Consider the following 13,609-nt stretch of genomic DNA (forward strand, 5'->3'; position numbering starts at 1 on the left):
CGGATGGGACAATCCACACCGCCAACAAAGCAGGCGGTCCTCGTTGTCGAGGACGAGCCCCTTCTGCGCATGATGGCAATGGACCTGGTGGAGGACGCGGGGTTCCAAGCGGTCGAGGCGGCCGATGCCGACGAGGCGGTGACGATCCTTGAAACACGCACCGATATCCGCATCGTCTTTACCGATATCGACATGCCCGGCAGCATGAACGGCATGAAGCTGGCGGCCGCCGTGCGCGACCGCTGGCCGCCGATCGAGATCATCATCGTGTCGGGGCAGGTCCGTCTGAGCGAGGCCGATCTGCCGGAGCGTAGCGTGTTCTTTTCCAAACCCTACGATTGGCAGAAAGTGACCGCCACGCTGCGTCGCATGGCCAGGCACTGACACGTGAATGCCCGGACCTTGCGCCTGCAGGCTCGATACCCCGTCGGCCGGCCCGGCATGGAAATGCCCCAGCCCCCGGCCGTCATGGCGGGGGTTGGGGCAGGGCAGCGTGACGTCATGTCAGCGCTGTCATTCTCACGCGGCTGCTGATTTCTTCTGTACCGGAGCGCAGTAGATTTCTTCCAAGGTCTCGAGGACCTTGATCACCGATTCCGACGAGCTGGAGTAATAGATGGTCTGCGCATCGCGGCGGGTCTTCACCAGCTTTTGGGCCCGCAGCTTGGAAAGGTGCTGGGACAGTGCTGACTGGCTGAGGCCCACTTGCGACGCAAGCGCACCCACGGCGACTTCGCCCTTGACCAGGCAGCACAGGATCATCAACCGTTTCGGGTTGGCCATGGCAGACAGCAGGCCTGCGGCTGCGTTGGAATGCTCAGAAAGTGCCATCGTATCCATATGTCTTAAATTCCCCTCGTATTCCAAAGCGGCCCCCCGCTCAAAAATTCGGCCATCGTCCTATGGGTGAAAATTAGCAAGGAGCAAAAGGGATTGTATATCCCTAAATTTCAGGTAACCAGTTATCGTATGTTAGCGATCTCAAAAACATAATCAAGAACGGCCTGGGGAGACTCCGCAAGAAAGTCGAATTCGTGCCTGAGTTGAAAATCTCCCGCGATAAGGTCGATTCCAGCTCGGTCAACTCCTCCGAAGCGCCAGTTTTTCCCGCTTTCCGTGCCGAGACGAGCTGCAATTTTTTGCGCTTGCTCCGGAATATTTTTTAACTTTTCTTGCAGGTCCAGCCATTCCGCTGTCATCCCCGGCTCGGGAATCACCAGGTCCGATCCGGTCAGTATGTATGCACGGCCGAATCCTCCATTCAAGGAGGCTGCCTGCGGGGTGATTCGGAAAAACCGGAAATCACCGAAATCTGCATACAATGCAGCCTTGGGATGGCGATCCAGAAAACGCTGGCGCACGCGCGCATGTCCGGGCGTATCGCGCACGACGCTCTCGGCAAGGCACTGGACGGTGATCCGGGGATGGGCGAGCGGATCGCCCTTGCCGGGTTCGCCGGCCAGAAGCGAGCAGCGCGGATCGGCGACCAGGCCTTTCGTATGGCCGGAGAGGCCTGAGACGAGGATGACCGGCACGCCGTCGACATCGGTGCCGGTGAGCGCGCGGCTGGCGGAGGGGAAGCCGGTCTCCGGATCGAGGACCGCCAGCGCCATGTAACGCGCGCCGCGCACCAGCGTGCGGGCAAGCCGGCGGGCGTCGTCATCCGTATCGCGCAGCACCTGCGGCTTGTCGGTCTGCCGTTCGTCGGCCAATTCGTCGATCTCCTGTTCGTCCGCCGCGAGGCGGCCGCATTCGGCGTCGGCATAGCATCCGGCGCGGCGAAACGAAAGGTGACTTCGTGGCTCGGCTTATTAGGCGTCGCGGCGGCGATGGCGGGTGAGGCCGGCAATCACGTCATCGGAGGAAATGCTGCCGATGATCGTGCCGTTGTCGACCACCCCGATGGCGCCCGGCTGACGCGACAGCGCATCCAGGATATCGACGAGCGGCGTCGTCGGCAGCGCGGTGGCGGAGACGGCCGTGGCGCCTGCCACGGGGCCCACCCCGGTCCGCATCACGTCGCCGGCGGTCAACATGCTGATCGGGTTGAGGTGCTGCACGAAATCGGCGACGTACTGGTCGGCAGGTGCGCGGACGATCTCTTGCGGCGTGCCGCACTGGATGATGTGTCCGCCCTCCATGATGGCGATTCGGTTGCCGATCCGGAATGCTTCGTCGAGATCGTGGCTGACGAAGAGAATGGTCTTTTTCAACCGCCGTTGGAATTCGAGAAGCTCGTCCTGCAGCCGGGTTCTGATCAACGGATCGAGCGCCGAGAAGGGCTCGTCCATGAGCAGGATCGGCGCACCGGTGGCAAAGGCGCGGGCAAGGCCGACGCGCTGCTGCATGCCGCCGGAGAGTTCGCCGACCTTGCGGCCCGCCCATTTCGTCAGGTTGACCAGTTCGAGCTGTTCGTTGACCTGCTTGGCACGCTCGGCATCCGGAACGCCGGCGAGCTCCAGTCCAAAGCCGACATTTTCCGCGACCGTGCGCCAGGGGAGAAGGCCGAATTGCTGGAAGACCATCGAGACGGTGTGCATGCGCAGGTCGCGCAGCACTTTCGGGGTCGACTTGTAGGGATCGACCGGACCTGAGGGGGTTGCGACGCTGACATTGCCGCGAACCACGGGGGCGAGCCCGTTGACGGCACGCAGCAGCGTCGACTTGCCCGAACCGGAGAGGCCCATCAGCACGAGGATTTCGCCCTCGTGGATGGTGAGCGAGGCGTTGGCGACACCCATGACGATACCGGTCGCGGCACTGATCTCGTCGCGGGTCTTGCCCTGGTCGACCATGGCCAGCGCACGTTCCGGCTTGTCGCCGAAGACGATGTCGACATTGTCGAAGACTACGCAGTCCGTCATTGGCCGTCTCCCGTCGATGTGCGGAACATGCGGTCGAGGATGATCGCCAGGATGACGATGCAGAGTCCGGAATCGAAGCCGCGCGCCACGTTGACGGTATTCAGTGCGCGCAGCACCGGCACGCCGAGGCCGTTGGCGCCGACCAGCGCCGCGATGACCACCATCGACAGCGACAGCATGATCGTCTGGGTGAGGCCGGCCATGATCTGCGGCATGGCAAAGGGCAGTTCCACCTTGCGCAGGATCTGCGACGGAGTGGCGCCGAAGGCGACGGCCGCTTCCCGCAGCGAACTCGGGGTCGAGACGATGCCGAGGCGCGTGAGGCGGATCGGTGCCGGGATCGCGAAGATGACGGTGGCGATCAGGCCCGGAACCATGCCGAGGCCGAAGAGAATCAGCGCCGGGATCAGGTAGACGAAGCTCGGCAGCGTCTGCATCAGGTCGAGGACCGGCCGCATGGCTTCGTAAAACCATTGCCGGCGGGCAGCGGCGATGCCGAGCGGCACGCCGACCACCATGCTGACGGCCGTCGAGGCGAGCACCAGCGCCAGGGTTTCGGTCGTCTCTTTCCAGTAGCCCTGGTTGAAGATCAGGAGCAGGCCACAGAAGGTGAAGGCCGCGAGCACGAGGGAGCGGCGCAGCCAAAAGGAAAGCCCGGTCATGGCGGCCATGACGATCAGCGGATGCGGCGTCGTCAGACACCACAAAAGGCCGTTGATCACTCCCAGGAGTACGGAGGAAAGCCAGTCGAAGAACCAGTCGGCATTCGCCGTCAACCAGTCAACGACCGCCTTCGCCCAGGAACCTATAGGTATTCGATGATCTGCGATCCAATCCACGAGAAAACTGCCGTCCATAGGGAGAGAAAGGGCGGGCTCCGGGGCAGGCGATCCGCCGCCCCGGAAACATTTTCAGGACTGTTAGAGACCGAGTGCCTTCTTGACGGCGGCGAGGCCGTCCTTGCCGTCATAGGTGGTGACGCCGGCAACCCAGGGCTCGATGACCTTCGGATTGGCCTTCAGCCAAACCTTGGCAGCGTCGTCGGCGTCCTCGCCGTCGTTGAGGATCTTGCCCATGATGGTGTTTTCCATGTCGAGCGAGAACTTCACGTTCTTGAGGAGTTTTCCGACGTTCGGGCATTGGGCGGCGTAACCGCCGCGCGCCACGGTATAGACCGTCGCGCCGCCGTAGTTCGGACCGAAGACGGTGGCGTCGCCGCCGGCGAGATAGGTGATCTGGTGGGCGACGTTCATCGGATGCGGCGCCCAGGCGAGGAAGACGATCGGCTTGCCTTCCTTGTCAGAGCGGGTGACCTGGGTCAGCATGCCCTGCTCGGAGGATTCGACGACCTCGAAGCCCTTGAGGCCGAAGGTGTTGGCTTCGATCAGCGACACGATCATGCCGTTGCCTTCGTTGCCGGGCTCGATGCCGTAAACCTTGCCGTCGAGTTCCTTCTTATGGGTGGCGATGTCCTTGAAGTCCTTGATGCCGAGCTTGGCGCCGGCGGCATTGGTGCCGAGCGTGTACTTGGCGCCTTCGAGGTTGACGGCGATGCTCTCGATCGACTTGTCGTCGAGATAGGGCTGGATGGCACCCTGCTGGGCCGGCATCCAGTTGCCGAGGAAGATGTCGATATCCTTGTTCTTCATGGAAGAATAGGTGACCGGAACACCGAGCGTCTTGACGTCGGCCTTGTAGCCGAGCGCTTCGAGAACCTGGATGAACGAGGCGTTGGTCGAGGCGAGGTCCGTCCAGCCTACATCCGAGATCCGGACGGTCTTGCAGGCTTCCGGTTCGGCGGCGGATGCGGTGCCGACGATCGCGAGGATCGATACGGCGGCGGCGAGCGTGGTCTTCAGTGAGGTAGTCATGCGCATGGGCTGCTCCCGTTTTTTTGGTTCCCGCCATTATCAATATATGCTGCGCCGAGGCAAGCGCGCGCATTCGCGGCGGAGGAGGGGGGGCATTTGCGACATTTATGACTTTCTCCCCCAGCATTGCGCAGTCTACAGTTTCCTGTGGTTTTCGGCAAAGACGGCTTTTCCCGAATCCCGATCGCGATCAGAAGGCAGATATGGCCAAGCTCTATTTCCATTACGCCACCATGAATGCCGGCAAGTCGACGATGCTTCTGCAGGCATCCTATAACTACCGCGAGCGCGGCATGCGCACCGCGATCTTCACCGCATCGCTGGACGACCGGGCCGGGCAGGGGCGGGTCGCCTCGAGGATCGGGCTCTCCTCCGATGCCATCCCCTTCGGGCCATCCGACGACCTCTTTTCGGACATCGAGGCGATGCATGCGGAGGAGCCGGTCGCCTGCGTGTTCGTCGACGAGGCGCAGTTCCTGTCGCCCGAACAGGTCTGGCAGCTTGCACGGATCTCCGATCGGGTCGGCATCCCGGTGATGACCTACGGCTTGAGGACGGATTTCCAAGGCAAGCTGTTTCCCGGCTCGCTGGAACTGCTGGCGATCGCCGACGAGCTGCGCGAGGTGCGGACCATCTGCCATTGCGGGCGCAAGGCGACCATGGTGGTGAGGCTCGACGAGGAGGGCAGGCTGGTGCGCGAAGGCGCCCAAGTGGATGTCGGCGGCAATGAGAAATATGTCTCGCTCTGCCGGCGGCACTGGGAAGATCAGCTGCGTTGCGAGTGATGCCCGGATTTTAAGCCGCCGTTCACCGTACGGAGCGGAAACCGGCGGCGACGTGGCGAAATTGATTCTAGTCAAAGTCTGCGGCTGGAAAACATGTCCAAGTATCACATCCGAAACGTCCCGGCCCGACCGGGCGGTGGTTCCCAGCAGGAGTTCGCCGCATGCGCAAGACCACCAAGACCTTTAGCCTTGCCACCAGCCTCGCCCTGTTCGCCCTGCCGGCGTTCAGCGCTGAAATCGAGGTGAAGATGCTCAACAAGGGCAGCGATGGCGAGGCCATGGTGTTCGAGCCGGCGGCCGTGAAGGCGCAGCCGGGCGATACGATCAGGTTCGTGCCGGTCGACAAGGGGCACGACGTCGTTTCGATGCCCGGCCTGATGCCGGAAGGCGCCGCCGAAATCAAAGGCAAGATCAGCCAGGAGATTTCCTTCACACCCGACAAGCCGGGCGCCTACGTCTTCAAATGCACGCCGCATTTCGGCATGGGCATGGTCGCGGTGATCGTCGTCGGCGACGCCCCGGCCAATCTCGACGCGGTGAAGGGCGCCAAGATGCCGAAAAAGGCGAAGGACCGCCTTGATGCGGAAATCGCCAAACTCGGGCTTTGATTTACCGGACTTTCCCAATTTTTCCCGGCAATAGAGGCCGGACGGCGTGGCATAATTTTGCGGGGGCGTTATCTTCTCTTCCGGTGGCGGGAGTATGTGCGTGGCGGCTTTTAAGAATTTCGACGGCGAGATCGAGCGGATCAGCGGCCTTTTGGCGGCGATGCGCGACGCGCTCGGCCCGGTCTCGTCCCTGCTTGCCGAAATCGCGGAGGATCTCGCCCTGCCGGATGAGGAGAAGCTGGCCGCGGAAGCCGAGCGGCTGAGGGCCGAGATGCCCGAGCGGCAGGCGGTCGACGCGGCAACTGCCCGGTTGGTCGCGAGGCTGGCGGACGAGATCGGTATCTGCGCCCGGGAATTCGACGCTCGGGAGACGCCGACCCGTTTCGAAACGCTGATCGGCTACGTTTCCGGGGCTGCCAGACACCGCCGTCAGCAGGCGCGCTGGCGCAGCCCCGTGCCGCTCAACCGGCTTGCGGAACTTCTGCGGCGTGCCGATCTGCTGGCCGGTCTGGTGCGGCAGGAGCGCGACTTCCTGATCGGGCAGCGGAAGGAGAGCGAGGGCGATCTGGTGACGCTTATCGACCACCGACCGGAGATCATGGAAAAGCTGCGCGGCGAGGACGGTGCCGCGATGACCGGCCTGGACGTGATCGGCCGCACCGAACCCGCGATCAAGGTCTTCCAGGATTTCGTCGCCGGGCTCAACGCCCGGGTGGGCATCTGCAACATCCTTCTGCACAAGCTGATCACCGACACGGAAAACCTTCTGATCCTCTACCGGATTGTCGCCGATGCCAGCGGGCGTGGCGATGCCGGCCTGAAGCCCGAATTTTTTCCGCATCTGGTCCCCGAGGTCGAGCGCTTCTCAAGCGGGCTGCTGACATTGCACGGCCTCGACCGCCGGCGGCATCGCGCCGATCAGGCATTCGCCGAACGATTTCCCGCGGAGGCGGCGGGGGAGGCGGCCGAAGCTGACGGCGGAACGGGCGGCTTTCGACTGCCGGCCGTTTTCGGCTTCAAGCTCATCCGGTCCCAATAGGGTTGCCGAGGGTCGGCTACGCGGCCGTTTCCAGCGGTTGCGGCGAAACGTTGCGCCCCCGTTGTGCTTGTGACGCCGAGCACATATGTGTGAGCCAAGCCAAATCGGATGCACCCCGCCTCACAAGGAGACAGCGATGCTCGACCGGATTACCGCCTTCTTTCAAGGAATCGGCCAGGCCGTCGGGCGAGGCATAGGGCTGTTGATCGCCTGGATCGTCTGGCCGTTCATGGCCGCACACGGCTGGTACCGTCAGCGCCACTGGATGGTGAAGGGCCCCATCCTCGCCTTCCTGGTGCTGATGTTCGGGCTCTACGGCTATTTCTTGTGGCAGACGCAGGTCTGGACCAATTTCAATCCGAATTTCGTCGACAGCTATCGCTGGTCGGAGCGTAACGTGCCGGCCGGCCAGGAATTGCCGGCAACGGCTCCGGCAAGCGCCAATGCGACCGCTCCGGCGACCGGGGCGAGGCAGTGCCAGTCGTCGGCGATCGTCGATGCGGCCGCCGATCTAACCGACATGAACGTCAACCAGAATGCCTGGATTTCCTCGATGCTGCTCTATCGGCTCGGGTTCTTCGGCATCGACTGGGATCATACCCCCTTCCTCGACAACAAGGCCTCGTTCCAGCGCGGCGTCAATCAGGCGGTGCGGCGCACATCGACGGAACTCGTCGATTCGCTTGGGCGCGTGCGCGGAACGTCGAGCATCAACAACAATCTCCAGGATGCCCGCGGCAACCTGCAGTTCGACGAATATTCCTGGTATTTCGGGCTCAGCCCCTTCGGGCCGAAGACCCCGACACCGAGCTATTATCGCGCGGCGATCGGCAAGCTGAGGGCTTTCAATACCGATCTGACCACCTGCAACGCGACCTTCGACAGCCGCGCCGACAACCTGATCCAGTTCATCGACCGGATCGCCAACGATCTCGGCGGCACGTCGGCGATCCTGCGCGAGCGTTCGGAGAACTACAATGCCGGCTGGTTCGATACGCGTGCCGACGACCGCTTCTGGTTCGCCTACGGCCAGCTCTACGGCTATTATGCGGTGCTTTCGGCGGCAGGCGCGGATTTCTCCCAGGTGATCCGCGAGCGCAATATCGGGCCGCTCTGGACCGACACGCTGTCGCAGTTCAAGTCGGCGCTGCGCATCCAGCCGGCGATCATTTCCAACGGCCGCGAAGACGGCTGGATCATGCCGAGCCATCTGGCGGTGATGGGCTTCTACACTCTCCGGGTCCGCTCGAACCTGGTGGAATTGCGCTCGGTGCTGGACCGCTAAGCCGGCCGGCACCGGTTGGGTTTTTAAGGAGTCAGGTTTTCGGGAGATCTGGTTCGTCGAGAAAGAACGTCACGCCTGGACGTTCGGCAAAGAACTCGTAGGTCATGCCAACGACCTCGCCGCTGGTGCCCGGCTTGTCGCGGAACTTGCCGACGCTGCGAACGTATTTGTAATGCTCGGCATCGGCCTTGACGCGGTAGATGTTGTGATAGGTCAGGCGTTCGCCGCTGGCGCGCTCGAAGGTTTCCATCAGTTGCGGCATATCGTCGGGATGGATCCGCGCGATGATGGCGACCATGTTCAGGGGACCGTCCTTCGGTTCCAGGCCGAGGATGCGACAGACATCCTCCGTCGCGAAGAAGTGGCCGGTGTCCAGATCGATTCGCCAATAACCGTAAAAACGAAAGGCCGAGGCGAGTTCAACCACCTCGTCTGCAGAGAGTCCCATTTCCCGGTATTGAGTATTGACGCGTTTTTCGGTGTGTTCGACCCAAAACGTCAATCTTTTTCTCCCATAGGCCGGGAGATAACGCCCCAACCTTACACTATGAGTCTCAATCTCAATGCCTTAGCTACCAACTGGGTGCGGTTGACGCAATCCAGTTTCTTTATGGCATTGGTCATATATGCGTTAACGGTATGATCCGAGAGGGAAAGAATCCGGCCGATTTCCGAGGATGTCTTGCCCTGCGCCGTCCAGCGGACGACCTCCAGTTCGCGGGTGGTGAGGGGGCCTGCGGTACCGGTCCTGGCACTGCGGCGGAGCTTGTCGAAGACATCGAACGCATGCAGCACGATCATGCCGATCTCGTTGAGCTCCACTTGGCTCAGCCGATGCCGGACACCGTCGAAGCGCAGCATGAAACGGCCGCCATCGATCGAATGTAACGCCATCGCGACGCTGGTGATGATGTCGTAGCGGCGCTGCAATTCGTCCGTCTCGACCGGAACCGGGAAACCGCGCACGCTTTCGGGATCGTCGATCGACCAACAGTAGGGAAGGGCGGATTTCGAGATGATCGGCGCAACCGGACAAAGCTTCAAAAGGCGGCGGCGGTCAAATTCCTGGACATAGCTCGGGGGCAGCGTCGTCTCGACGATCATCCTCGACAAAAGCGTCTCATCCGCTCTGGTGGCGGCGAAAAGCGTGATGTGCCGAAACCCGAACTCGTGGGCAACGCGCTTCAGAGCAGCAAATATTTCCACCCGCGAATCCGCGGCGGAAATCTCGCTGTTCAGAATCGATTGCCGTTCCAAAGTGATCATGCGGGCGAGCAGACAGGTGAGTTATGTGATCGTTAACAAATATACAAATCGATTTGAATAGCCAGCGAAATTTCCTGCGCTGCAGCAGAAATTGGCACATTTTCCGATACAGGCTCACTTTATTTCCATGAATTCATGGAGTTACCGGCTCAAGATTTATACAGGGATATATCCGGTTCCCTTAATTTCCTCCATGACGGCATAGGTGTGGGTTTCCCTGACCCCCGGAAGCGGGAGAATCACCTCCGAGAGGAACTGCCGATAGGCCTCCATTCCGGCGACCCGCGCCTTCACCAGATAATCGAACCCACCTGCCACCATGTGGCATTCCATCACGTCGTCGCTGCGCTTCACCGCGGCGGCGAAGGCGTCGAAAACATCGGGTGTGGTGCGGTCGAGCTTGACCTGCACGAAGACGAGCAGATTGCGCCCGAGCTTTTCCGGCGACAGCAAAGCGCTATAACCGGTGATGTATCCTTCGCGGGTCAGCCGCTTGACCCGTTCGGCGGTCGCCGTGGGTGAAAGCGAGACGCGATCGGCGAGTTCGAGATTGCTCAGGCGCCCCTCTTTCTGGAGCGCGCGGAGGATTTTTCGGTCGAGACGGTCGATGTCCTTCATGTTTCGCTACGTTTTGTCAGAGTTGCCGTGAGATATTTCGTTAATGCCATGAAAATCCGCCGAAATCACCAGGAAATTCCCGCTATGGAGAGAATGAAACGGAGATGCGTATGAGCCAGATTCTGACCGAGCCCTTCATTCCCTTCAATGCGCCCTATGCCGGTGACGACGACCGGCTGATCCGGCAGTTTGCCGCCCGCACCAGCTTCACGTCGGCGCAGGACGCGGCGATCGACCAGCGGGCGCGGCGGATGGTCAATGCCATCCGCGACGGGGCCGGCAAGGTCGGCGGCGTCGAGGACTTCTTGCGCGAGTATGGGCTTTCGACCCGGGAAGGGCTGGCGCTGATGGTGCTTGCCGAGGCGCTGCTCCGCGTGCCCGACGCCTTGACCCAGGACCGGCTGATCGAGGACAAGCTGCGCGAAGGCGGCTGGAGTACTCATGAGGCCTCCGGCGAAAGCTGGTTCGTGTCGGCCTCGGCCTGGGCGCTTGCGGTTTCGGCGCGCGTCATCGGCCCGGGCGAGACGCCCGAGGGAATCCTGCGCGGCCTCGTCAAGCGCGTCGGCCTGCCGACCGTGCGCACCGCCACCAAGCAGGCGATGCGTTTCCTCGGCCACCATTTCGTGCTCGGCGAGACGATGAAGGATGCACTTGTCCGGGCCGCCAAGAGCGAGGAGAAAGGGTACCGCCATTCCTTCGACATGCTGGGCGAGGGCGCCCGCACGGCTGAAGATGCCAAGCGTTATTTCCGCTCCTATGCCGACGCGATCCAGTCGATCGGCGCGCATATGAAAAAGTATGGCAAGGGCAGGCAGCTTCCCGACCGGATGGGTATTTCCGTCAAGCTCTCGGCGCTGCATCCGCGCTATCTCGCCACGCACCATGACCGGGTGATGGCCGAACTGGTGCCGGACCTTCTCGACCTTGCCCGCATGGCCAAGGAACACCAGCTCAACTTCACCGTCGATGCGGAAGAGGCCGACCGGCTGGAACTGTCGCTCGACGTGATTGCCGCTACCTTCTCCGACCCGTCGCTTGCCGGCTGGGACGGGTTCGGGCTGGCGATCCAGGCCTATCAGAAGCGGGCGCCTACAGTGATCGATTATATCGACCAGCTCTGCACCACGCATGGCCGGCGGATGATGGTGCGGCTCGTCAAGGGCGCCTATTGGGACACAGAGGTGAAGCGGGCGCAGGAGCGGGGGATCGAGGACTATCCGGTCTGGACCCGCAAGCCGGCAACGGATCTTGCCTATCTCGCCTGCGCCCAGCAGCTTCTCGCCAAGCGGGCGCGGATTTTTCCGCAGTTTGCGACCCATAACGCGCTGACCGTCTCGACCATTCTGGAGCTTGCCGGCCCCGACCGCACCGGCTTCGAATTCCAGCGGCTGCACGGAATGGGCGAGGCGCTCTACGACGACCTGCTCGAAAGCAACGACCGGATCGCCTGCCGCATCTATGCGCCGGTCGGCGGTTATCGCGACCTGCTTGCCTATCTCGTCCGCCGGCTTCTCGAAAACGGCGCCAACTCCTCCTTCGTGGCGGTTGCGGGCGACAAACAGGTGCCGGTCGAAAAGCTGCTGGAACGGCCATCGGCGCGGCTCGGCCTCGACGACGGCATCAGCGCCCGGCATAAGCAGATCCCGCTGCCTTCCGACATCTACGGTCGCCGCAAGAACAGCGCCGGTTTCGAATTCGGCCACCGGGTCGAGCTCGAGCGGCTGATGGCGAGCGTCTCCAGGTCATGGGGCGAGGTGAAGGCGGGGCCACTGGTGGCGGGCGTCGCCTCCAACACGGAAGAAAAGCCGGTGCGGTCTCCTTCCGACCGCTCGAAGATCATCGGCACGGTGCGTGACGCGACGCCGGCCGATGTGGATGCCGCCTTCACTGCTGCGGCCAAGGCTTTCCGGGCCTGGTCGCGCCAGCCGGTGGAAATCCGCGCCGCGTGCCTGGAGCGGGCCGCCGGGCTGATGGAGGAAAACCGCGACCGGCTGCTGGCGCTGCTTGCCGCCGAGGCCGGCAAGACGCTGGATGACGGGATCGCCGAAATCCGCGAGGCGGTGGATTTCTGCCGCTACTACGCCGACAAGGGCCGCGAACTCTTCGCCATGCCGACGACGATGCCGGGACCGACCGGCGAGGACAACCGTCATTTCTGGCGCGGGCGCGGGGTGTTCGGGTGCATTTCGCCGTGGAACTTCCCGCTGGCGATCTTCCTCGGCCAGATTTCGGCGGCGCTGGTGGCCGGTAATACGGTGGTCGCAAAACCGGCGCCGCAAACGCCGCTGATTGCCTATGAGGCGATCAAGCTGTTCCACCAGGCCGGCATTCCGGCCGAAGTGCTGGCGCTGGTGCCGGGCGGCCCAGATGTCGGCTCGACGATCACCGCGCATCCCAAGCTCGCCGGTATCGCCTTCACGGGCTCTACGAAGACGGCGCATGCGATCAACCGGGCGCTGGCGGCCAAGGACGGGCCGATTGTGCCCTTTATCGCCGAGACCGGCGGCATCAACGCGATGATCGTCGATGCGACGGCGCTTTCGGAACAGGTGGCGGACGACGTGGTCGTTTCCGCCTTCCGCTCGGCCGGCCAGCGCTGCTCGGCACTGCGCATCCTCTTCCTGCAGGAGGATGTCGCCGACGGCATGCTGAAGATGATCGAAGGGGCGGCGGCCGAACTCAATCTCGGCGATCCGGCAAAACAGAATACCGATGTTGGGCCGATCATCGACGAGAACCAGAAAAAAACGCTGGCCGACCACATCTCGGACATGCGGGCCAGAAAACAGAAGATACGTTATGCCGGAGGCGCACCGGCGACCGGCAATTTCTTCGCTCCCCACATCATCGAACTGGACAGCGCCGCGGTGCTGACCAAGGAAGTGTTCGGCCCGGTCCTGCACGTGGTGCGCTGGAAGGCAAAGGAGTTCGACAAGGTGCTTTCGGCGATCGACGCCACCGGCTACGGCCTGACGCTCGGCATCCACAGCCGCATCGAGTCGACGATCCGCAAGATGACGGAGGCGCTCGATACCGGCAACGTCTATGTCAACCGCAACATGATCGGCGCCGTGGTCGGCACCCAGCCTTTCGGCGGCTCCGGCCTTTCCGGCACCGGCTTCAAGGCTGGCGGCCCGGCCTATCTGATGCGGTTTGCCGAAGAGCAGGTGATCTCCGTCAACACCGCCGCCGCCGGCGGCAACGCCAGCCTGATCGCAATCGGGGAGGGGTGAGGAACGGTCCGGCGCAGCCGGAGCAATCGATCCAGTGAAT

The 13,609-nt window shown here is 62.6% G+C and carries 14 protein-coding genes; 6 read left to right on the forward strand and 8 right to left on the reverse strand.

The features are described from left to right. Positions 1-3: 3 nt before the first annotated feature. Positions 4-384 carry a response regulator gene (locus tag C5J24_RS01300; RefSeq protein ID WP_105415021.1) on the forward strand — a complete coding sequence of 127 codons (381 nt, stop codon included), beginning with the start codon at positions 4-6 and terminating at the stop codon, positions 382-384. A gap of 135 nt (positions 385-519) precedes the next feature. Here the strand turns inward: C5J24_RS01300 and C5J24_RS01305 are convergent, their stop codons facing one another. From C5J24_RS01305 to C5J24_RS01325, 5 genes are all read right to left on the reverse strand, one after another. Next, entirely contained in the window at positions 520-840 is a 321-nt protein-coding gene (locus C5J24_RS01305; protein ID WP_037076453.1) for a helix-turn-helix transcriptional regulator, read from the reverse strand. Positions 841-962: 122 nt separating this feature from the next. After that, a complete protein-coding gene (locus C5J24_RS01310; RefSeq protein ID WP_105415023.1) occupies positions 963-1,712 on the reverse strand; it encodes a HugZ family protein in 750 nt (249 codons plus the stop codon). A gap of 99 nt (positions 1,713-1,811) precedes the next feature. Continuing rightward, positions 1,812-2,864 carry a choline ABC transporter ATP-binding protein gene (gene choV / locus C5J24_RS01315; protein WP_105415025.1) on the reverse strand — a complete coding sequence of 351 codons (1,053 nt, stop codon included), beginning with the start codon at positions 2,862-2,864 and terminating at the stop codon, positions 1,812-1,814. Further along, a complete protein-coding gene (gene choW, locus C5J24_RS01320) occupies positions 2,861-3,703 on the reverse strand; it encodes a choline ABC transporter permease subunit (protein ID WP_046633742.1) in 843 nt (280 codons plus the stop codon). Before choW ends, choV begins: the two co-directional genes overlap by 4 nt. Positions 3,704-3,784: 81 nt before the next feature. Continuing rightward, complete coding sequence (locus tag C5J24_RS01325) at positions 3,785-4,741, reverse strand: choline ABC transporter substrate-binding protein (RefSeq protein WP_105415027.1); 957 nt, start codon at positions 4,739-4,741, stop codon at positions 3,785-3,787. Positions 4,742-4,938: 197 nt separating this feature from the next. Here C5J24_RS01325 and C5J24_RS01330 point away from each other — a divergent pair, with 197 nt between their 5' ends. From C5J24_RS01330 to C5J24_RS01345, 4 genes are all read left to right on the forward strand, one after another. Beyond that, on the forward strand, positions 4,939-5,520 hold the full coding sequence (locus C5J24_RS01330; RefSeq protein WP_105415028.1) for a thymidine kinase: 582 nt from the start codon (positions 4,939-4,941) through the stop codon (positions 5,518-5,520). A 161-nt stretch (positions 5,521-5,681) separates the two neighbouring features. Beyond that, on the forward strand, positions 5,682-6,128 hold the full coding sequence (locus tag C5J24_RS01335; protein WP_046666567.1) for a pseudoazurin: 447 nt from the start codon (positions 5,682-5,684) through the stop codon (positions 6,126-6,128). Between the two features lie 100 nt (positions 6,129-6,228). After that, positions 6,229-7,167, forward strand: coding sequence for a hypothetical protein (locus C5J24_RS01340; protein ID WP_105415030.1), 939 nt, complete (start codon positions 6,229-6,231; stop codon positions 7,165-7,167). Positions 7,168-7,303: 136 nt separating this feature from the next. Continuing rightward, positions 7,304-8,452, forward strand: a complete 1,149-nt coding sequence (locus C5J24_RS01345) for a DUF2333 family protein (protein ID WP_105415032.1) — start codon at positions 7,304-7,306, stop codon at positions 8,450-8,452. A gap of 31 nt (positions 8,453-8,483) precedes the next feature. On the opposite strand, the gene C5J24_RS01350 is transcribed toward C5J24_RS01345, so the two are convergent. The 3 genes from C5J24_RS01350 to C5J24_RS01360 all read right to left on the reverse strand — a co-directional run bounded on the left by C5J24_RS01350 (position 8,484) and on the right by C5J24_RS01360 (position 10,336). Further along, on the reverse strand, positions 8,484-8,954 hold the full coding sequence (locus tag C5J24_RS01350; protein WP_105400458.1) for a PAS domain-containing protein: 471 nt from the start codon (positions 8,952-8,954) through the stop codon (positions 8,484-8,486). Between the two features lie 38 nt (positions 8,955-8,992). Then, on the reverse strand, positions 8,993-9,658 hold the full coding sequence (locus C5J24_RS01355; RefSeq protein WP_245441043.1) for a LuxR family transcriptional regulator: 666 nt from the start codon (positions 9,656-9,658) through the stop codon (positions 8,993-8,995). Between the two features lie 216 nt (positions 9,659-9,874). Next, positions 9,875-10,336 (reverse strand): Lrp/AsnC ligand binding domain-containing protein, encoded by a 462-nt coding sequence (locus C5J24_RS01360; protein ID WP_038544317.1) that lies wholly within the window; start codon positions 10,334-10,336, stop codon positions 9,875-9,877. Positions 10,337-10,446: 110 nt separating this feature from the next. On the opposite strand from C5J24_RS01360, the gene putA reads away from it, so the two are divergent. Next, positions 10,447-13,569 carry a bifunctional proline dehydrogenase/L-glutamate gamma-semialdehyde dehydrogenase PutA gene (putA, locus tag C5J24_RS01365; protein ID WP_105415035.1) on the forward strand — a complete coding sequence of 1,041 codons (3,123 nt, stop codon included), beginning with the start codon at positions 10,447-10,449 and terminating at the stop codon, positions 13,567-13,569. Positions 13,570-13,609: the final 40 nt, after the last annotated feature.

This window comes from Neorhizobium sp. T25_27, from assembly GCF_002968565.1.
Lineage (GTDB): Bacteria > Pseudomonadota > Alphaproteobacteria > Rhizobiales > Rhizobiaceae > Neorhizobium > Neorhizobium tomejilense.